At 59.5% G+C, this 21,277-nt stretch carries 11 protein-coding genes; 8 read left to right on the top strand and 3 right to left on the bottom strand.

The genetic code is table 11. The features are described from left to right. Positions 1-40: 40 nt before the first annotated feature. The 5 genes from B1C80_RS21440 to B1C80_RS21420 all read left to right on the top strand — a co-directional run bounded on the left by B1C80_RS21440 (position 41) and on the right by B1C80_RS21420 (position 13,383). Positions 41-3,190 (top strand): TonB-dependent receptor, encoded by a 3,150-nt coding sequence (locus B1C80_RS21440; protein WP_077923262.1) that lies wholly within the window; start codon positions 41-43, stop codon positions 3,188-3,190. Positions 3,191-3,220: 30 nt separating this feature from the next. Beyond that, positions 3,221-4,810, top strand: coding sequence for a RagB/SusD family nutrient uptake outer membrane protein (locus B1C80_RS21435; RefSeq protein ID WP_161492800.1), 1,590 nt, complete (start codon positions 3,221-3,223; stop codon positions 4,808-4,810). Between the two features lie 87 nt (positions 4,811-4,897). Then, positions 4,898-6,484 (top strand): glycoside hydrolase, encoded by a 1,587-nt coding sequence (locus B1C80_RS21430; RefSeq protein ID WP_077923260.1) that lies wholly within the window; start codon positions 4,898-4,900, stop codon positions 6,482-6,484. 8 nt (positions 6,485-6,492) lie between these two features. Then, positions 6,493-9,918, top strand: a complete 3,426-nt coding sequence (locus tag B1C80_RS21425; RefSeq protein ID WP_077923259.1) for a VCBS repeat-containing protein — start codon at positions 6,493-6,495, stop codon at positions 9,916-9,918. Between the two features lie 135 nt (positions 9,919-10,053). Further along, a complete protein-coding gene (locus tag B1C80_RS21420; protein ID WP_201723579.1) occupies positions 10,054-13,383 on the top strand; it encodes a DUF5107 domain-containing protein in 3,330 nt (1,109 codons plus the stop codon). Between the two features lie 116 nt (positions 13,384-13,499). On the opposite strand, the gene B1C80_RS21415 is transcribed toward B1C80_RS21420, so the two are convergent. Continuing rightward, positions 13,500-14,375: an AraC family transcriptional regulator gene (locus B1C80_RS21415; protein WP_077923258.1), complete on the bottom strand. Its 876-nt coding sequence runs from the start codon at positions 14,373-14,375 to the stop codon at positions 13,500-13,502. A 102-nt stretch (positions 14,376-14,477) separates the two neighbouring features. Between B1C80_RS21415 and B1C80_RS21410 the strand changes: the two genes are divergently transcribed. The 3 genes from B1C80_RS21410 (at position 14,478) to B1C80_RS21400 (ending at position 19,224) form a co-directional block, all read left to right on the top strand. Next, entirely contained in the window at positions 14,478-15,830 is a 1,353-nt protein-coding gene (locus B1C80_RS21410; RefSeq protein WP_077923257.1) for a sugar porter family MFS transporter, read from the top strand. 122 nt (positions 15,831-15,952) lie between these two features. Next, positions 15,953-18,730 (top strand): glycoside hydrolase family 2, encoded by a 2,778-nt coding sequence (locus B1C80_RS21405; protein ID WP_077923256.1) that lies wholly within the window; start codon positions 15,953-15,955, stop codon positions 18,728-18,730. 92 nt (positions 18,731-18,822) lie between these two features. Beyond that, on the top strand, positions 18,823-19,224 hold the full coding sequence (locus B1C80_RS21400) for a hypothetical protein (protein WP_077923255.1): 402 nt from the start codon (positions 18,823-18,825) through the stop codon (positions 19,222-19,224). A 124-nt stretch (positions 19,225-19,348) separates the two neighbouring features. On the opposite strand, the gene B1C80_RS21395 is transcribed toward B1C80_RS21400, so the two are convergent. Both B1C80_RS21395 and B1C80_RS21390 read right to left on the bottom strand, forming a co-directional pair. Continuing rightward, positions 19,349-19,825: an FKBP-type peptidyl-prolyl cis-trans isomerase gene (locus B1C80_RS21395; protein ID WP_077923254.1), complete on the bottom strand. Its 477-nt coding sequence runs from the start codon at positions 19,823-19,825 to the stop codon at positions 19,349-19,351. 70 nt (positions 19,826-19,895) lie between these two features. After that, a complete protein-coding gene (locus B1C80_RS21390) occupies positions 19,896-21,272 on the bottom strand; it encodes a PAS domain-containing sensor histidine kinase (protein WP_077923253.1) in 1,377 nt (458 codons plus the stop codon). Between the last annotated feature and the right edge of the window lie 5 nt (positions 21,273-21,277).

The raw sequence follows: 21,277 nt of genomic DNA, 5'->3' as shown, positions 1-21,277 counted from the left end.
CGACCTTATCTCAATCCATAGTCGTATTTCCCCAAATTCAATGATGAACAAATTACTTCTTACCGGCTTATTGTGTCTGAGCGCGGTAGTCACAACAGTGGCTCAGGCGCTCACAGTCAGAGGCAGAATTATCGACGCCGACCGAAAAGGAATCCCCGGCGTCAACGTACTGGTGAAAGGAACATCGCGCGGCACGACAACCACCGCCGACGGTGATTTCAGTCTCCAGGCCGATGCGAAAGACCGGCTCGTGATCAGCTACCTGGGTTATGCCACGCAGGAAGTAGCGGTCAACAACCAGACCCAGCTGGAGGTGACGCTGGCCGAGGATAACAAGATGCTCAATGAGGTGGTCGTTGTTGGGTACGGTGAAACCAAACGGCGCGACCTGGTTAGCTCGGTAGCGTCCATTTCGGGCCAGGAAATCAACGAGTTCAAAACGGGGAATGCGGCTACGGCTATTCAGGGAAAGCTGCCGGGTGTGCGCGTAGTGACGCCCAGCGGTGGTCCCGGTGCCCAGCCTACGATCTACATTCGGGGCGTGTCGTCGCTGCAGGGCGGTACATCTCCGCTGCTGGTGGTAGACGGGGTGCCGATCTACTCGGGTGGGTTGAACTCCATCAACCCAAACGACATTGCCAGCCTCGATGTACTGAAAGATGCGTCGGCAGCGGCTATCTACGGGGCCAAAGCCTCGGGGGGCGTTATCGTGATCACAACCAAGCGGGGTAAGATCAACTCCGGCCGACTCGATGTCGATATCAACGTACAGGCGCAGCAGTTGCAGCGTCCGTATCAGATGGCCAGCTCCGACGAGTACGTACAGTTTCAGCGGCTGAAGAACCCCAGCTTTTTTAACCCACCGCCATCGGGCCAGAGTCTGACCAACAACACCGACTGGTGGGGCGCGGTGATCCGGCCGTCGTCGCCGGTTTACAACGCCAACATTTCCTATACCGGTGGCAGCAACAAAAGCACCTACGCGGCCACGCTGGGCTACTTTCGGCAGGAGTCGCAGGCGCAGTTCGGCTACTGGCAGCGGGTCAACGCCCGCTTCAACGGCGACTTCGGCGTAACCGACTGGCTGAAGTTTGGTGTGGTCTTCGCCCCGCGGCTGGAAGACTGGAAAAACTACGCCGTATCGGATTTTCTGGGTCTGCTCGGCACCGACCCAACCACGGCGGTTCGGCGGGGTGATCTGAACCACATTCCCGCAGCCGACCGGAGCCAGTACGATCTGGAGTGGAGCGGCTGGGGGTATCCGTATGCCCGCCCTTCCAACAACCCGGTCAACTACTACCTGGAGATGAAACGGGCGCAGCTGGGGCTGAACCGCGTTTATGGTATCCAGAGTAACGCCTATCTGGAAATCAAACCGGCCAAAGGGTTCACCTTTACGAGTAAAGTGGGCGGTAACGTCGATACGTATAACTACCAGAACTTCTCGCCTAAGTTTTACCTCGATCCGCAGAACTTTACGAACCTGGTCAGCGCGTCGTCGAGTTTCAACACCAACTATTCGTGGTCGTGGTTCAACACCCTCGGCTATGCCAACACGTTCAACGGCATTCATAACCTGAAGGCGCTGGTCGGTCAGGAAGCTCAGTACATCGACGGGTATTACGGATCGGCCACGCGCTACTCCTCGCAGGGAACGAACGACCCGCTCTTCAACTCCATCGACAACCTGGTGTCAGACCGCTCGCCGGAGCAGATCAACCGGCAGTATCCGGGTACGGGTGGCGGCACAACGGACATCAACCGGCGCGAAGCGATCTCGTCGCTGCTGGGGCGGCTGGAGTATAACTACGACAACAAGTATTACTTCACGGGGAACGTCCGGCGCGACGGCAACTCCAAGTTTACCCGGGCCAACCAGTACGCGCTGTTCCCGTCGGCCTCGGTAGGCTGGCGGCTCAGCCAGGAGGGCTTCCTGAAAAATAACAAGCTGGTCAACGACCTGTTCCTGAAAGTACGCTGGGGGCAGCGCGGCAACAGCAACGCCATTCCGCCAACGGCTACCTACGACATTGCCAAGGTCGACTGGCCCTACGCGTTTGGCGGAACAACCGTCTATAGCACCGGGCCCTGGCTGTCGGGTAACCCGAACCTGCAATGGGAAGTCGACGAAGATTTCAGCATTGGCCTCGACGCTACGGCGCTGGACAACAAGGTGAGCGTCAACCTCGAATATTTTGACAACAACGCCCGCAAACTCCTGCTCAACGCGCCCATCCAGCTCAGCTACGGCACGCAGTACGGCTGGAGCAACAGCCAGTGGCTGAACGCCGGAGCACTGCGGAACCGGGGCTGGGAAGCGACCATCAACTACGGCGACAAAAAAGGTGACTTCGGCTATAATGCCAGCCTGATCTTCAGCCACGTAAAAACAACGGTGCGTCAGCTGTACGGTACGCTGGCTTACCTCGATGGCGGTGGCAACGACTACCGCGAAGGCGAACGGTTCGGTACCATTTCGCGGACCTATGCCGGTGGGATTCTGGGTGCTTTCTATGGCTACAAAGCCGATGGTATTTTCCGGAATCAGGAAGAGGTCGATGCATACCGGGGTCCCGACGGACGGCCTATCCAGTCGGATGCCAAACCCGGCGATCTGCGCTTTGCCGACGTGAACGGCGACGGCGTGATCAACAGCGACGACCGTACCATCATCGGCAACCCATACCCCGACCTGACGGCTAACTTCAACCTGCGGCTGAGCTACAAACGCTTCGACCTGACGGCCGACATGTATGGCGTCTTCGGGCAGGACGTGTTCAACACCGTGAAGCGCTACTTCACCCTGGGCGATTACTTCTCGAACGTACAGGCGGGGTCGTACAACAACGTATGGCGGCCCGACAACCAGGACGCGCCCAACCCGAACCCCAACGCTACGGCGGGTAATTTTCAGTCGTCGAGCTACTACGTCGAGAAAGGCTCGTTTGTTCGGGGGCGTAACTTCGTCTTCGGCTACAACCTGCCCGACAACCTGATCAAAGGCATTCGGGCGTGCCGGGTATACGTGGGTGCGCAGAACCTGTTCACCATCACCAACTATACGGGGGTTAACCCGGAGGTGCAGTCGAATAGCGGCAACGGCACCACGCCCCAGCTGGGCATCGGTATCGACCACGCCCAGTATCCCGTATCCCGCAACCTGCAGGTTGGCTTGAACCTGTCTTTCTAACCGTCTTCGCAGCAAATCCATATGAATACAATGCGGCTTTTTCAAACGTCAATCGTAGCGGCTGCGCTGTCGCTCAGCGCTATCGGTTGTAAAGAAAGTTTTACCGATCTCCCGCTCAATGGTATCCAGACCGTCGAGAACCTGAAGGTGTTCGACACGCCGGAAGGGACGGTCAACTACGTAAATTCCTGCTACAGCGCCCTGAACTGGGACGACTGGTGGCAGGTGCAGTTCCGGCGGATGGTCTTCGAGTCGGCCACGGACGATGGCTGGCTGGGAAATACCGAGCAGTGGGGTAATGCGGCCGGCGATCTGCCCGTAGCCCACTTTCAGGGATTGAGCCCGAACGATGGTAACACCGAAAACTACTGGACCTTCAATTACTTTGGCGTACAGCGGGCCAATGTCGGTATCGAGCGGGTCGCTACGGCGCCCGTCAACGATGCGCTGCGGAAACGGCTGGTGGCCGAAATGAAGTTTCTGCGCGGCTGGTTCTATTTCGAGCTGGTCAAGAACTGGGGCGACGTGCCGCTCTACACGGTTCCCCGAACGGCCAACGATACGCCGGTGCCCCGTACGCCGAAGGCGCAGGTATACGAGCAGATCATGAACGATTTTCAGGAAGCGGCTCAGGACCTGCCCCAGCGTAAAGACTATACCGGGCTCGACAAAAGCCGGGCCTCGAAAGGGGCCGCGCTGGCGTTTCTGGCCAAAGCCGCCTTATGGGCCGAGAAATACGACGTTGCCGAACAGGTAGCCAAACAGCTGATGGACCTCAACGAGTACTCGCTGGAGCCGGAGTTCGGCAACATCTTCCAGGCCAGCTACTACAACGGACCCGAGTCGATTTTCGAGATCAGCTCCAGCGTGCTGAACGGCAACGTACGGGGCGTTACAGCGGGCTCCCGCAATGATGGAGGTTGGGGCTGGAACGTACCCAGCAGCAACCTGGAGAGCGCCTTCCTGGCCGAGAACGACACCGTTCGGCTGAGTCGTACCATCATCAAACACGGACAGCGGGTATGGGGCGATCCGGCGGCTTCGGGAACGGGTATATTCGACGCCCGGCCGAGCGGCAACAAGTCGGGCCGGATCTGGCGCAAGTTCTACGTGCCGCGGGGCAAGCGGGTTGTGCCGAACCAGAGCTACCAGTCGGTATGGGTGCCGGTGCCGTATATTTTTATCCGCTACGGTGAGGTGATGCTGATCTATGCCGAAGCATCGGCCCGGCAGGGTAAAGCCGCCCAGGCACTCGACGCGCTGAACGCCATTCGTCGGCGGGCCAAACTGCCCGTCAGAACCGGCCTGTCGGGCGAGGCCCTGACCGACGCCATCATTGCCGAACGGCGGCTCGAACTGGCGGGTGAGCTGAGCTTCCGCTGGGACGACCTGCGCCGGGTACGCAAAAACGGGAAACTGCTGATTGCGTCGGTACTGGGTCCTAACGGTAGCTTCGTACGCTACAATGCAGCCAGCAAAGATCCGTTCGAAACGGCTACCAATACCGAGCCGCAGAATAAAGGCACGCTATTCAGAGAAGGTGTAAACGAGCTGCTGCCCATTCCGGCGCGCGAGGTCAACGCATCGAACGGCGTGGTGACCCAGAATCCGGGCTACTAACCAGTAAGGCCGGGCAGATGATGGCTACGTGAGCCCGTCTGCCCGGTTTTGTTTATTTCCTGACCTGTCTGTGACGATCCTAGCTACATGAACAAACTGCTTATTTATACATCGGTTCTGCTGCTGTCATGCTCCAAAGGGGGCGTTGTACCGGCCCTGCCACCCGCCCAGCCGGAGCCCGAAAAAAAAGTCGTGGTTACGCTCGACAATGAGTTTCAGACCATCCATAGTTTTGGCGCATCGGACTGCTGGTCGGCAAAGTTTATCGGCAAATGGGCCGACGAAGCCAAAAAAAACCAGATTGCCGACCTGCTGTTCAGCCTCGATACGCTGGCGAACGGGCAACCGAAAGGAATCGGACTGTCGCTGTGGCGCATGAACATTGGGGCGGGGAGCTTCGAGCAGGGCGCTGCCAGCAATATTACCGACGAATGGCGCCGGGAAGAATGTTTTCAGAACGCGCAGGGGCAGTACGACTGGACCAAACAGGCCGGCAGCCAGTGGTTTTTGAAGGCGGCCCGGCAGCGTGGCGTTCCGTATACCCTCGGGTTCAGCATCTCGCCACCCGTTCACATGACCGTTAACGGAAAAGCTTTTTCGCCCGGCGGAGGTTCGCTGAACCTGAAAGCCGACCGCATGGCCGACTTTGCCAATTTTCTGGTAGAGGTCTGCCGGCATTTTGAGTTCACCTACCTCAGCCCGATCAACGAACCACAGTGGGACTGGAAAGCAGGCAACGACGGCAAGGCCTCGCAGGAAGGATCGCCCGCCCAGAACAGCGAGCTGCTGGCCGTTAGCAAGGCCCTGTCTGACAAGCTGGTCTCGACGGGTAGCAAAACGACTATCGTAACGGGCGAAGCCGGTCAGATCGACTACCTCTACCAGCGGGCCGAGTCGGGCCGGGGTAATCAGCTGGCGCAGCTGTTCGGTACCAGCGGCCCGTCGCTGGCGAACCTGCCCAAAACGGAGCGGGTGCTGGCCTATCACAGCTACTTCAGCACCTGCGACGATGCTAATCTGGTCAACAGCCGCCAAACCGCCCTGCAGGCCGCCCGAGCCGCCGGGAACACGGCACTCTGGCAAAGTGAATTCGGTATTCTGGGCGATATCTGCGGGAAGTACAACGGCTATCCGCGCAATACCGGGATCGATTATGGGCTGTACGTAGCCAAAGTGATTCATAATGATCTGGCGGTTGCTAATGTAACGTCGTGGCAGTGGTGGCTGGCCATCAACCCCTACGACTACAGCGACGGACTGGTCTATATCAATGGCCTCGACGGTCAATATAAAGATCATAACAACGCGCGCGAGTCGGGCCAGGTCATCGATTCGAAGCAGCTGTGGGCCTTCGGTAACTATGCGCGCTTTATCCGGCCGGGTATGAAGCGGGTCCGCGTGCAGATCGAGAATAATCCGGACCCGGTTGCGCAGGCGGGTAGCTACATGCTGTCGGCCTATAAAGACGAAGCCAGCCGGAAAATTGTGCTGGTAGCCGTCAACATGACCGATCAGGCCGTGTCGCTGCCGCTCTCGGGCCTGTCGGTAACCAGCAACCGGTTTACGACCTATACCACCAGTCAGGTCAAAAGCCTGGCCCGGGCCACTGCTGCTGCCGATGTGATTCAGATGGAGCCTAAATCCGTAACGACCCTGGTCGGCACGTATAACTAAGCAACGGCATGCGTACTGGCTGGTTTTGGTGGCTGTATGTGCTGGTCGGCTTCAGCAGCGGGTGCGCGCCGGATCCGGAAACCGCCAGCCGCTTCGTCGTACTGTCGCCCGCAAAAACGGGTGTCCGCTTCACCAACCAGATTTCCGAAAACGATTCGGTGAATCTGGTGGTGAACGAATACACCTACATGGGCGGGGGCGTTGGCATCGGCGATTTCAATCGAGATGGGTTACCCGATCTGTTCTTTACCGGCAATCAGGTCAGCAGCCAGCTGTATCTGAACCGGGGCGCCTTCCGGTTCGAAGAGGTGACGAAACGGGCCGGGCTACAAACCCACAACTGGTGTACAGGGGTTAGCGTGACTGACATCAACCAGGACGGCTGGCCCGATCTGTATGTTTGCACAACCGGCGCCGGCCAGACTCATCACAACCTGCTTTTTATCAATAACGGCCGCATCGAACCCGGCGGAGTGCCCACCTTTACCGAGTCGGCCATAGCCTACGGACTGGCCGACTCGGGCTTTTCGACCCAGGCCGCTTTTCTGGACTACGACAAAGATGGCGATCTGGATATGTATCTGCTGCGGCATAAAACCGGGGCCGAAAACCCGAACGACATCCGCCCCAACACCATCGACCCCGCCGACCCGTCGGCTGACCGGCTACTCCGCAACGAAGGGACGGTCCCGGGCAGGAGTGCCCCGGGCAGGACTGCCCATCCGGTATTTCGCGACGTATCGGTCCGGGCGGGGATACAGGGCGGGGGCTACGGGCTCGGCATCGTGGTTACCGATCTCAACCAGGACGGCTGGCCCGATCTGTACATCGGCAACGACTACCTCGGCAATGATTTTCTGTGGCTCAACAACCAGGACGGTACGTTCTCCAACACGGCCCCGACCAGCCTGCGCCATCAGAGCTACTCGACCATGGGAACCGATGCCGCCGATCTGAACAACGACGGTCGGCCGGATCTGGTCACGCTCGATATGATGCCGGCTACCGACGAGCGCAAAAAAATGATGTTCTCGTTTTTGAGTTTCGAGCGTCACGAGCTGGAACGGCGGGCCGGATACGCGCCTGAATTCATGCGTAATATGCTTCAGCTGAACGTAGGCGACCAAAACCAGGCCCGAAAACGGGTGCCGCTCTTTGCGGAAGTAGGACAGATGGCGGGTGTTGCCGAAACAGACTGGAGCTGGAGCGTACTGCTGGCCGACTTCGATAACGACGGCGCCAAAGATGTTTACATTACCAGCGGTATGGGCCGCGACCTGATCAACGCCGACTTTGTACAGTACCGCGCCGACATCCCCGACGATCCGCAGACGGGCGCGGTGGGCCGACAGCGGGCCGTCCGGCAACGGCTGGCCGAACTGGGCGAGGTGCCGCTGCCGAATCATTTCTACCGCAACCGCGGCACAACGGGCGGGACTACCCCGCGGTTCGACGACGAGTCGGCCCGGATACGCGGTGCCGAACCAGCCCTGTCGAACGGAGCTGCCTACGCCGACCTCGATAACGACGGCGATCTGGACCTGATTGTCAGCACACTCAACAAACCGGCGTCTATCCTGGAGAATACGGCCCCGCCGACCGATGCGCACGCCATTACGCTGCGGCTGGAAGGCCAGCGTCCGAACCGGCAGGGCATCGGCGCTACGGTTCGGGCTTACGCGGGCGGGCAGCTGCAAACGCTGGAGCAACACCCCGTACGTGGCTTTCTGTCGACGGTCGACGATCGGCTGCATATCGGGCTGGGTCGTGCTACTCAGCTCGACTCGCTGGTCATTACCTGGCCCGACAACCGGCAGCAGACCCTCCGCCACCTGCGGGCCGACAGCGTATATACCCTCCGGCAGGCCAGCGCAACCGCCCGCCCGGCCCCCAGGGTGCCACAGCAGGTGCCCTGGCTGACCGACGTGACCGACCAGCTGGGCGTGGGGTACCGGCACCAGGAGACGTTTTTCAACGACTACTCGTTTCAGCGACTACTGCCCCGCCGGTACTCGCAGCCCGGCCCCTATCTGGCCACCGCCGATCTCAATGCCGACGGCCGTACCGATTTTTATGTGGGGGGCGCCTTCCGGCAGACGGGGCAGCTGGGTATTCAGCAGGCAGACGGTCGCTTTGCGTTGCAGCCGCTGCTGGCCGGACTGAAACTCGAAGAAGATACCGACTGCCTGTTTCTGGACGCCGACGGCGATACCGACCTCGATTTGCTCGTAACGAGTGGGAGTGTGGAGTTTGCTCCCGACTCTCCGCATTACAAACCCCGGCTGTACCGGAATACGGGTTCGGGCCGGTCGCCCCGGTTCGTGCTGGACACGACGGCTTTTCCGGCCAGCGTGCGTGTCAGTACGGGCTGTGTGGTAGCTACCGATTTCGACGCTGATGGAAAAACAGACCTGTTTCTGGGGGGGCGTATCGTGCCGACCCGCTATCCCGAAGCCCCGCGCAGCTACCTGTTACGAAACACCGGACCGGTTGGGCAGCCGGTCCATTTTGAGGATGTTACGGCCCGGCTGGCTCCCGAACTGGTCACGCCCGGTATGGTCACGTCGGCGGTCTGGACCGACACGAACCAGGATCACCGCCCCGACCTCGTCCTGGCGGGGGAGTGGATGCCGGTTCGGGTATTTGTGCAAACGCCACAGGGCACCTTTCAGGATACCGGCACGGGCAAAAACGGACTGGCTGCCAGTGCCGGCTTCTGGCGTCGGCTGGCCGCGGCTGACCTGGACGGGGATGGCGATACGGATATCCTGGCCGGGAATATGGGGCTCAATCACTCGTTCCATGTGTCGGCCCGGCAACCGGCCTGGCTCTATGCCGCAGACTACGACGATAACGGGACCATAGACCCCATTCTTTGTCACTACATCCGCCAGCGCGACGGGGCGTATACCCTCAGTCCGGCCCTCACCCGAAATCAGTGGGCGGCCCACATGCCCGCCATCCGGCAGCGCTTCCCCGACAACAGCAGCTATGCACAGGCTTCGCTGGAGACCATCCTGCCCGAAACCATGCGTACGCGGGCCCGGGCCCTGCGCTGCGAAGAAACCCGGACAGGCTATTTCGAGAACCGCGGCAACGGACGGTTTATGTTCCATCCGTTGCCCGACGAGGCTCAGTGGGCACCCGTCAACGCCCTGCTGGTAGCTGACCTGACCGCTGATCGGATTCCGGACCTGTTACTGGCGGGTAACGATTACCAGACGGAGGTGGGCCAGGGGCAGCAGGATGCCTCGTACGGGCTGCTGCTGGCCGGCCGGGGCCGGGGCCGGTACGAGGCTGTGTCGGCCCGGCGCAGTGGTCTCCGACTGCCGGGCGAGGTGACCGACCTGAAACTGGTTCAGATGCGGGGTCAGCAGGCGGTACTGGTGGCTACCAACAACGACCGGCTGCGCGTTCTTCGGGTTCGGCCATAAGGGGAGCGGCAGGTCGGTCCGGCTACGGTTAGTAAAATCGTAAAATTCTCCATCTTTCTTTTGATTTATCCATTTTGTAGCCAGCCACGATTGCTGAATTTTGACCTTCATTCAGTACCTGAAAAAATGGCAAGTATGACTACGGATGGTCAGGCAGTAAGGGCCTGGGAGGAGCCGGTATCCATTCCCACGTATGAAGTAGGGGCGCCTGAGAAAAACCCCATGTTTCTGGAAAAACGGGTGTATCAGGGCAGCAGTGGGGTTGTTTACCCACATGCCGTGATCGAAACCATTGCCGATACCCGGGTCGACAAAACCTATCAGGCGGTTTATCTGGAAAATGCGTACCTCAAAATCATGATCCTGCCCGAGCTGGGCGGACGGATTCAAATGGCGTATGATAAGGTTAAACAACGTCATTTTGTCTATTATAACAGCGTCATAAAACCCGCGCTGGTGGGGCTGACCGGCCCCTGGATTTCGGGAGGTATCGAGTTCAACTGGCCGCAGCACCACCGGCCCAGTACCTTTGAGCCGGTCGACTTCAGCATAGAAGAGCAGCCCGACGGCGCCAAAACGGTTTGGGTGAGTGAAGTGGAGCGTATGTTCCGAACCAAAGGGATGGCTGGGTTCACCCTGTATCCCGATCAGGCATACCTCGAAATTCGCGGGGTGCTGTACAACCGAACCCCCGTACCGCAGACCTTTTTGTGGTGGGCCAATCCGGCCGTACGGGTCAACGAGCATTATCAGTCGGTGTTTCCGCCCGATGTGTACGCGGTTTTCGATCATGGCAAACGCGACGTGTCGGCTTTTCCCATCGCCAAAGGCACCTACTACAAGGTCGATTATGCGCCGGGTACCGATATCTCCCGCTACGCGACTATTCCCGTGCCGACATCGTACATGGCCATTGCCTCAAGCTATAACTTCATGGGTGGCTACGAGCACGACAGCCGGGGTGGCCTGCTCCACGTGGCCGACCATCACGTATCGCCGGGCAAAAAGCAGTGGACCTGGGGTAACGGCGAGTTCGGCTACGCCTGGGATCGTAACCTGACCGATACCGATGGCCCGTACATCGAGCTGATGACCGGCGTGTATACCGATAACCAGCCTGATTTCTCGTGGATCATGCCGAACGAAGAACGGCGGTTTACGCAGTATTTCATGCCCTACAGTGAAATCGGTCTCGTCAAAAACGCCACCCGGGAAGCGGCTATCAACCTCGAGATCGAAGCGGGCCACGTGCATTTGAAAGCCTACGCGACGGCCCGGTATCCCGACGCTGTTATCCGGCTGAGGAAGGAAGGAGCGCCGGTCTTTGAGCAGACGCTAACCATCTCGCCGGAGCGGCCTTTCCTGCATACACTGGCCCTGGCCGTCGACCAGCCGGAAACCCTCCGGCTGAGTCTGGAAACCGCCGATGGCACCGAACTGGTTGCGTACCAGCCCGACGCGCCCGTCGAGAACGAGATTCCCAAACCCGCCGAAGCCGCCCTCGATCCGCAGGAGATCGACAGCAATGAACAGCTGTACCTGACCGGCCTGCACATCGAGCAGTACCGGCATGCCACCTACGCAGCCACCGATTATTACGAAGAAGCGCTGCGCCGGGACCCCGCCGACGTCCGCTGCAACAACGCTATGGGGCTCTGGAATTACAAACGCGGGCAGTTTGCGCAGGCCGAGCCCTACTTCCGCCGGGCGGTACAGACCCTGACGCAGCGTAACCCCAACCCGTACGAGGGTGAGCCCTACTACAACCTGGGCCTTTGTCTGCTCATGCTGAACCGGCCCGACGAAGCTTACGACGCTTTTTTCAAGGCCACCTGGAACGGCGCCTGGCAGGACACCAGCTACCTCGAGCTGGCTCGCATAGCTACCCGCCGGAAGCAGTACCGCCAGGCGCTCGAGCTGGTCGATAAGTCGCTGATTCGCAACGGTCACGGTCACCAGGCGAGGCATCTGAAGGCGGCTCTGCTCCGGAAACTGAACCGGCTGGCCGATGCCCGCCAGGCCAATGCCGACGCCCTCTTGCTGGATGGGTTCAACTTCGGGTGCGGCTATGAGCAGGTGCTGCTCGGGCAAACAGACATGGCCAATCTGAACATACGGATGCGGCAGTACGTACACAATTACCTGGAATACGCCATCGACTACATGCGCGCCGGGCTGTATGACGAAGCCGTTGGGTTGCTGATGGAAACCGTTCGGGCCGACCGCCCCACCTACGCGCTGGTCTATTACTTCCTGGCCTATTGCCGGGCGCAGCAGGGGCAGACCGACGCCGTAGCCGACTGGCTGCAGCAGGGTGCCCAGGCGAGTCCGGACTTCGTTTTCCCGAACCGGCTCGAAGAGCTTGTGGTGCTGACGTGGGCCCTTGAGCAGCAGCCGACCGATGCCTTTGCCCACTATTACCTCGGTAACTTCTGGTATGCCAACCGGCAGTATAACAACGCCATTGCCCACTGGGAGCAGGCCGCAACGCTGAATCCGGCCTTCCCCACGGTTTTCCGAAACCTGTCGCTGGCTTATTATAACAAACGGCAGAATCCGGAGAAGGCGCTTCAGGCGCTGGAAAAAGCATTTGCCCTCGACCCTGCCGACGCGCGGGTGCTGATGGAGCTGGATCAGCTTTACCGAAAGCAGCAGGTGCCGCATACCCGGCGGCTGGCGTTGCTGGAACAGTATCTGCCCCTGACAGAACAACGCGACGACCTGTATCTGGAGCGGATCACTCTGTGTAACCAGCTGGGGCAGCACGAAAAAGCCCGGACCCTGCTCGCCAGTCGTCAGTTTCATCCGTGGGAGGGCGGAGAAGGAAAAGTCGTTCGACAGTACCTGATCTGTCATATCGAGCTGGCCAAACAGGCGCTGCAGGCCGGTAACTATGAACAGGCGCTGGCCCTGCTGACGGCCGCCGAAACGTACCCGACCAATCTGGGCGAAGGAAAACTGTATGGCGTGCCGGAGAACGATATTTTTTATCTGAAAGGACAGGCCTATCAGGCCCTGCGCGATGTACAGCTGGCCCGGTCGTATTTTGAGCGGGCAACCCAGGGGCTGAGCGAGCCGGTGCAGGCCGTTTTTTACAACGACCCCCAGCCCGACACCATTTTTTATCAGGGCCTGGCCTGGCGGGCGCTGAACCAGCCCGAGCGGGCCGAGCTGCTGTTTCGGCGGTTGATCCAGTTTGGTGAGGCTCACCTCAACGACACCATCCGGATCGACTATTTTGCCGTTTCGCTGCCCGACCTGCTGGTGTTTGACGCCGACCTGAACGAGCGCAACCGGATTCATTGCTACTACCTGATCGGACTGGGCTATCTGGGGCTAGGGAGTGCCTACGCCCGGCAGGCCCTGGATGCTTTCGACCGGGTGCTGCAACTCGACCGGAACCATCAGGGGGCAGCCCTCCACCGAAAAGGGGTGAACCAGCCGGCTGCTGTCTCTATTTTGTGAGTTCGTTAGTTGCCCATATTAGCTGATTGTGGACTGGCAGCCGGCCGATCGCTTCCATCGGAGCAGGCATGGCTGTCAGTTTTGTGTTTACCCGAACGGGAGCCAGGCATACTTCGTTAGGTCGTTTCTTTCCGACGGAAGTCGCGGGGCGGGATGCCCATCACCCCCGTAAACACCCGGCTGAAGTGGTAGGGGTCGCTGTAGCCAACCTGGTAGGCCACCTCTTTGATCCGGAGGTGGCTGTACTTCAGCAGCTGACAGGCTTTCTGCATCTTGAGGTAGGTAAAGAAGTTAATGGGTGCGCTCTGGACTTTCTGCCGAAACAGGGCCGAGTAGTGCGAAGCCGACATATTGGCCACCCCGGCCAGTTCATCGAGGGTGAGGCTCTGGCTCAGGTGCTGCTTCATGTAGGCAATGGTCCGGCTAACGGGGTCCTGGCTGGCCGACGCGTCCCGGTCGGGGTTGTAGACCGAGGTTTTGAAGGTGGACAGAAAATGGGCGAGGCTATTGTTGGCATAGACCAGACTGTCTTCATTGAATGACATTTCTACGTGGGCGATGATGTCGTCGAACAGTGAAAACCGCTCATCGCGGGCCAGTACGGTAACCGGCCCCGGCTCCTGCTGCAGGAAGGTCAGAAAATGGGCCGATCGGGTGCCGGTAAAATGGATCCAGTAAATGGTCCAGGGGTTAAGCTGATCGGCACCGTAGGCGTGGGATACATGGGCCGGTAGAATACAGAATTGATTGGCGGTGATGGCGTATTTACTGGCGCCAGTCCGGCACCAGCCTTCACCCTGAACGCAGTAGATCAGGATATGCTGCGGGCAGCCGCTGCGCCGTTCGCGGTCGTGAAAAGCAGCCTTGGGGTAGTAGCCTATATCGGTGATGTACAACGATTCGCAGAGCGGATGAGTCGCCATCTGGGTCAATACATCAACGGGTAAACTGGCGCTGCGCTGGCCGGTGAAACCTTCCTGTTTTTTGATCATGATCGAATGCGTACAGTAATTTCGTCCATCTATTTAGTAAGAATGACTATGTAAAAGTACAATATGAACTGGTATTTTTGCTACTTTATAACCGAATAGTGTATGAATTCAACCCTGTCGACCTCTCCTGCCAACACGCATTATTCACTGGGCATCTCGTTTATTTCGGCTCTGGGAGGCTACCTGTTTGGGTTCGATTTCGCCGTCATTTCGGGGGCTCTACCGCTGCTGAGGGGCGTTTTTGGGCTAAATGCCTGGTGGGAAGGGTTCATGACCGGCTCGCTGGCGCTAGGCTGTATGGTTGGCTGCGTCGTGGCCGGAAAACTGGCCGATCAGTATGGTCGGCGCCCTGCCCTGATGGTAGCCGCGGGGATCTTTGCGGCCTCGTCGGTCTGGATGGCGCTTTCCAGCAGTTTATCTATCTTTATGCTGGCCCGGTTTGTAGCTGGTATCGGTGTTGGGATGGCGTCCATGCTCAGTCCGCTCTACATAGCCGAGGTGTCGCCCGCCGAAATTCGGGGGCGAAACGTAGCCATCAACCAGCTGACGATCGTGATTGGCATCCTGATCACTAACCTGGTCAACTACGGCCTGGCCGATAACGGGCCCGATGCCTGGCGCTGGATGTTTGGCCTGGGGGCTGTTCCTTCGGTGGCGTTCCTGGTGGGGGTAATCTGGCTGCCCGAGAGTCCCCGCTGGCTACTACAGAACGGGCATACCGCGCGGGGTACGGCTATCCTCCAGCGCATCGGCGGCCCGGCCTTCGCCGATAAAACGGTGGCCGATGTCAACAGCGCTTCGGTAGGGCAGGGCAACATATCCCTGTCGACCCTGTTCGAACCCGGTATCCGGTCGGCGGTGGGGGTTGGTATCGGGCTGGCTATTTTTCAGCAGCTGTGCGGCATCAACGTGGTATTCAACTATACATCCACCATCTTCGAAACCGTAGGTGCCAACCTGGACCGGCAGTTGTTCGAGACGGTAGCGATCGGACTGGTAAACCTGGTTTTTACGGTCGTAGCCATGTGGCAGGTTGACCGACTGGGGCGCAAGCCGCTGATGCTGACCGGCGCCATCGGGCTAACGGTGCTGTACGTCGTCATTGCGATGCTGCTGCAGAACGGCGCAACGGCGGGGCTGCTGTCGGTGTTTGTGCTGCTGGCTATTGCCACTTACGCCACATCGCTGGCTCCCGTAACCTGGGTGCTGATTTCCGAGATATTTCCGAACCGGGTTCGGGGGCTGGCCTCGTCGGTAGCCATTCTGGCTCTCTGGGGCTCCTATTTCGTACTGGTGTTCACCTTCCCCATTCTGGCCGAGACGCTGGGTACGTACGGCCCATTTTGGCTTTATGCGGCTATCTGCCTGGTCGGCTTCGTGTTCGTGCTCCGTAATGTCCGCGAAACCAAGGGCAAAACGCTGGAAGAGATGGAAGACGTTTTTCGGCCCCACTGACTCCGGTTCAGCGCTCAGTCTCCGCTGTTTTGTCCGTTCGGTCACGCGCTACGGGCCAACCGTCGCGACCCCTCAGGAAGCGCCGGGCGTGGCTTAATCGACTACTAATCACTTTGCTTGTTATGAAAAAAATAGGTCTGCTGGTACTGGCTGCTCTGGCTGGCGTACCCGGATTGGCTCAGGATAAACTGTCGCTGGCGGGTACCTGGGAAGTAGCCTTCGACAAGGGCGACGACGCGGGCGTTCACCGCTGGCAGAACCGGTCATTTCCGCACAGGATGCAGCTGCCCGGCACCACCGACGAAGCCCGGCTGGGCGACTCGCTGACCCTCAAACCGGCGCTGAACCGGGAGTCGCTGTATCAGCTGGCCCGGCGACATCGGTACGTAGGAACGGCCTGGTACCGGCGCACCGTTACCATTCCGGCTGGCTGGCAGGGTCGGCAGATCATCCTGTCGCTGGAGCGGGTACTCTGGCAAAGCCGGGTCTTTGTCGATGGGCACGATGCCAGCGGGCAGGAAGAAAGCCTGACAACGCCCCACCGCTATGACCTGACCCGATGGCTCAGCCCCGGCCAGCATACCCTGCTCATTCGCATCAACAACACCCGCCAGTACGACATCAGCTACCAAAATCTGGCCCATGCCTATACCGACGGTACCCAGACCATCTGGAACGGTGCTATCGGTTCGCTGACGCTGACTGCCCACGACCCGGTTTGGATCAGCCATGTCCGTACCGATCCCAGTCTGGCCACCAAACAGGTGAAAGCACAGGTTCAGCTGCACAACGGCAGCGGACAGCCCGTATCGGGAAAAATGCAGCTGGTAGCGCGGCTGAACGGTACGGACCTACCCGTATCGGAGCAAGTGGTGCGGCTGGACACCGGTCGGCACCACCTGACGTTTACCTATGATCTTGGCCCGGCGGCCCGGCCGTGGGATGAGTTCTCGCCCAATGTGTACCAGCTGACAACCGTCTTTGTGGCCGACGATGGCAAAAGCCGGAGCCGCTACCAGACCTCGTTTGGATTGCGGCAGCTATCGACCGAAAATAGTCTGCTGCATATCAACGGACGCCGATTGTTTCTGCGTGGCACGCTCGAGTGCGCCATCTTTCCGCTAACGGGTCACCCGCCCACCGACCGCGCCGGCTGGCAGACCGTGTTTATGACGGCCCGGCAGTACGGCCTCAACCACCTGCGTTTCCATTCGTGGTGTCCGCCCGAAGCGGCTTTCGACGTGGCCGACTCGCTGGGTTTCTATCTGCAGGTCGAGTTGCCGATGTGGAGCTTACAGGTGGGGCAGGACCCCAAAGCCGATCGGTTTATCCGCAGCGAAGCCACCCGTATCAGCCGGGAGTACGGTAACCATCCGTCGTTCTGCTTCTGGTCGATGGGAAACGAGCTGGAAGGGAATTTCGATTTTCTGAGCCAGCTCGTGAATGAGCTTAAACAAAACGATGCGCGCCGGTTATACACCACCACTACCTACAGCTTTCAGCCCCCGCACGGCAGCTGGCCCGAAGCCGCTGACGACTACTTCATAACCCAGCAAACCCGGCTGGGCTGGGTACGCGGCCAGGGTATTTTTAACTCTCAGTCGCCGGCCTTTACCGACGATTACTCGGCTTCGCTGAAAGGGCTGCCCGTTCCGCTGGTGACGCATGAAGTCGGCCAGTACGCCATGTTCCCCAACATGGCCGAAATAGATAAGTACACGGGTGTGCTGGCGCCGGTCAACCTCATGGCTATCCGCGATGACCTGGCCCGCAAACAACTGCTTCCCCTGGCCGATGCGTATCTGAAAGCGAGCGGCCGGCTGGCGGCCATCCTCTACAAGGAAGAGCTGGAACGGATTCTGCGCACCCGGGAGGCCAGCGGCATTCAGCTCCTCGATCTGCACGATTTTCCGGGGCAGGGAACGGCCGATATCGGCCTACTCGACGCCTTCTGGGCGAGTAAAGGAATTCTGACACCCGAGGCTTTCCGGCAGTTCTGTTCGCCCGTTGTTCCGCTGCTGCGCTTCCCGAAGGCTACCTACACCAATCAGGAGACCTTCCGCGCTACGGCCGAGCTGGCCAACTTCGGCGCCGGTCCGCTGGTGGGCATAACCCCCGAATGGATTTTACGGGACGATGAGGGCAGGCAGCTGGCCGGTGGGCGACTGCCCCGCAGAACCGTAGCGGTCGGTAACGGACACGAGCTGGGGACGATTGAGGTGCGCCTGTCGGGTGTTAAAACCGCCCGTCGCCTTACCCTGACGCTGTCGCTGCCGGGTACGCCTTACCGCAATAGCTGGTCGATCTGGGTTTATCCGGCTACGCTGCCTGCCGAACCGGCCGATGTGCTCGTGACGCAGTCGCTTTCCGAAGCCGGACAGGCGCTTCGGGCGGGCCGGAAGGTGTTGTTCAACCCCGACTATACCGCGCTGAAAGGCGTTGCCGGCAAGTTCGTACCTGTATTCTGGAGCCCGGTTCATTTTCCCGATCAGGCGGCTACCATGGGACTCCTCTGCGACCCGAAGCACCCTGCTTTCCGGGCTTTTCCGACCGATTTTCATACCGACTGGCAGTGGTGGGACCTGTGCACGAAATCGACCAGTCTGGTATTGCCCGACAACCGGCTGACACCGCTCGTCCGGCAGATTGACAATTTTGCCAACAACCGGCAGTTGGCCAGCCTGTTCGAAGCCAATGTAGCCGGCGGACAACTGATGGTGTGTAGTTTCGATATCAGCCATGATTTGGCCAGTCGTCCGGTAGCGCGGCAGCTGCGGCATAGTTTACTAACCTACATGAGTTCTTCGGCCTTTGCGCCTTCGGTAGCGCTGGAGCCCGGTCAGCTGGCGTCGCTGATGCGTACTGAAGCGGTACCGGCCCTCGACAAAAGCGGTCGGTAGGCGGCCCGGCCGATGGGTTTGTCGGAGATCAGGCAGGTAGCGTGTTGAACAAACGAAGCCGCGAATGGGTAGTTATAAGAGCACTCAACATCATGAAAAATCTGCTTATACTACTGACGTTGCTGCTGATGGGAGTATCAGCCCCGGCGCAAAACAAACCGGCCGTAACAACACCACCCGCTGTCGTGTCGCTGGTCGAGGGCATTACAGACAAACGCTTCCTGCCCGATACGGCCTTCGCTGCCCTGTCGGAAGAAGACCAGACGCTGCTTGCCAAAGAACCCGTAGCCAACTGGGGGCTACCCCAGGAGTCAGGGCAGTATATGACTTACTACAATCTGGTAATCGGCACCCGGTCGTACCAGCTGGTGGTTACCCGGGCCCCGCGGTCGTCGTACCCCACAGCTACGCTGCTGCGGTTTACCACCCCCAAATCCAAGCCGGAACCAATAGCGCGAGGTACCCTCAGGCCGAAAGAAGAGAAGCCGAAATAGACTGGGTCTATCCTCTGAACGATGCCGGAGCAGTTGGTGGGGACCCGAACAGCAGTTTTGAACGGCGCCCGGGTCCATTGGTCGTTCGGGTGGCGTAGGCGCGTAACACGGCCCTGGCCCGTACCTAGTTGATCCGAACCAGATCGATGTCGAACACCAGGATCGAATTGCCCGGAATACCCGGCTGATCCTGCGCGCCATACGCCAGCGAGGGCGGCAGGTAGAGCGTGATGCTGCCGCCAGGCGCAACGAGTGGAATCCCTTCCTGCCAGCCCAGAATCAGCTGGTTCAGTCCGAAACTTACGCCCGAGCCACTGTCGAACGTAGTACCGTTGGTGAGTTTGCCGACATAATTGACCGTTACGTTCGAGCAGACCGTTGGTTTGGCGCCCGAACCCGGCGACTTAACGACGTAATAAAACCCCCGTTCGTCGGCGGTGGCGTTGATCCCTTTACTGTCGAGAAATTGTTTGAGGGCCGTTGTTTCGGCCTGGGGCGCCCGGGTGGTTACGGCCGTCGCGTCGCAGGGGGTCTGATCGTTCTGGCCACAGCTGCCAGCCAGTAGGGCAAGGGCCAGTAGGGCCACGGTGTAGTTCTTCATTCGGTTGGATTGGCTCAGTAGAGCTATTCGGTTTGGTTGGTATTTGTGGGTTGCTGCGATGGGCATCCGGTCAGAAAATCAGTCTGAACGTACTGCCCTGACCCGGTACCGAATCGGCAGTAAGATGCCCGCCGTGCAGCTGCATGATCTGTCTCGACAGGCTCAGTCCGATGCCTGACCCGGTTTTTTTGGTGGTGAAAAAAGGAATAAAAATCTGTTCGAGCGCTTCGGGTTCGATACCGGGGCCGTTGTCCGACACCGAAATGACGACGTGCTGGCCGTCGGGTACGGCTTCGAGCTGAATACGGGGATTTGGCGTTTTCTCCAGACTCTCGACGGCGTTCTTGATCAGGTTGATCAGCACCATCTCGATCTGGCCCAGGTCGGCTTTAACGATCAGGTTCGGCGAACTCGTGCTGAACTGAATGCCCAGCTTCTGGGCATTGGGCAGCACCAGCTGCTCGATATGCCGCAGTAACTGTTCGACCGATACTTCGTCGAGCACCGGTTGCGGAATGGAGGTGAAATGCCGATAGGCGTCCACGAATCGCATGATGCCTTCGCCCCGCTGCTCAATGGTCATCAGGGCATCGCGCAGGTCGGTGAGCGCCCCGGCCATGGCCGCCCCCGATGCCGCTTCCGGCTGATCGGCGGGCCCGGCAGGGTCAGGCTCCAGGGCCGGCACGAGGTCTGTCTCCACAATGTCACGCATGGTGCCAACCAGCGACACAATCGGCGTAATCGAGTTCATGATCTCATGGCGCAGCACCTTGGTCAGGTTTTGCCAGGCTTCAAGTTCGCGCTGCTGCAGCTCGGTGCCGATGTTCTGCAGCGACACGACCGTTACCAGCCGCCCGCGCAGCCGGACCGACGTGCAGCGTACCGACAGCTCGTTGCCATTGCCGGGCTGGTAGATGACCGGTGCCGACGACTGCGTTTCGGAGCGGAGCAGGGCCACCAGATCCGGATGGGTGGCGTTGAGGTCGGAGAGGGTGCGTAGCCGGTAGATACCCAGCAGCCGCAGGGCCGTCTGGTTCGTTAACTCAACCTGACCGGCCGCATCGAAGGTAAGCAGCCCCACGCTGACGTGCTGAACAATGGTATTGACGTAATGCAGGTTCGCTTCTTTCTCGGCCCGCGCCTGTCGGAAAGCCCCCAGCACCTCGTTGAACTGATCGTTCAGGCTATGAAAGGTAGGGCCCAGGTTACTGTCGGCCCGGAACGCCACCGCAAAGTCGGAGTACCGGACCGACTCCAGAAAGCGCGTCAGCTTCCGGTTCAGTCCCGTCGTATAATGGTACAGGTTGACCGCCAGGACGAAGGCCGGAATCAGCAGGAGCGTCAGCCAGAACGAGTTCGCCTGCTGCCAATACAGCGTGACGATCGTGCCGGTGAAGACCACGATGCCCGCAATACGCCAGCCAATGCCGAGGGCGAACCGGTTCATAATGG

Source organism: Spirosoma sp. 209, from assembly GCF_002006735.1.
Taxonomy (GTDB): Bacteria; Bacteroidota; Bacteroidia; order Cytophagales; family Spirosomataceae; genus Spirosoma; species Spirosoma sordidisoli.
The sequence above is the reverse complement of the archived record's forward strand: the minus strand, read 5'-3'. Positions and strand labels throughout refer to the sequence as shown.

Coding starts and splice junctions, on each gene's coding strand:
- B1C80_RS21440 (WP_077923262.1), top strand. CDS start 41: ATGATGAACAAATTACTTCTTACCGGCTTATTGTGTCTGAGCGCGGTA.
- B1C80_RS21435 (WP_161492800.1), top strand. CDS start 3,221: ATGCGGCTTTTTCAAACGTCAATCGTAGCGGCTGCGCTGTCGCTCAGC.
- B1C80_RS21430 (WP_077923260.1), top strand. CDS start 4,898: ATGAACAAACTGCTTATTTATACATCGGTTCTGCTGCTGTCATGCTCC.
- B1C80_RS21425 (WP_077923259.1), top strand. CDS start 6,493: ATGCGTACTGGCTGGTTTTGGTGGCTGTATGTGCTGGTCGGCTTCAGC.
- B1C80_RS21420 (WP_201723579.1), top strand. CDS start 10,054: ATGACTACGGATGGTCAGGCAGTAAGGGCCTGGGAGGAGCCGGTATCC.
- B1C80_RS21415 (WP_077923258.1), bottom strand. CDS start 14,375: ATGATCAAAAAACAGGAAGGTTTCACCGGCCAGCGCAGCGCCAGTTTA.
- B1C80_RS21410 (WP_077923257.1), top strand. CDS start 14,478: ATGAATTCAACCCTGTCGACCTCTCCTGCCAACACGCATTATTCACTG.
- B1C80_RS21405 (WP_077923256.1), top strand. CDS start 15,953: ATGAAAAAAATAGGTCTGCTGGTACTGGCTGCTCTGGCTGGCGTACCC.
- B1C80_RS21400 (WP_077923255.1), top strand. CDS start 18,823: ATGAAAAATCTGCTTATACTACTGACGTTGCTGCTGATGGGAGTATCA.
- B1C80_RS21395 (WP_077923254.1), bottom strand. CDS start 19,825: ATGAAGAACTACACCGTGGCCCTACTGGCCCTTGCCCTACTGGCTGGC.
- B1C80_RS21390 (WP_077923253.1), bottom strand. CDS start 21,272: ATGAACCGGTTCGCCCTCGGCATTGGCTGGCGTATTGCGGGCATCGTG.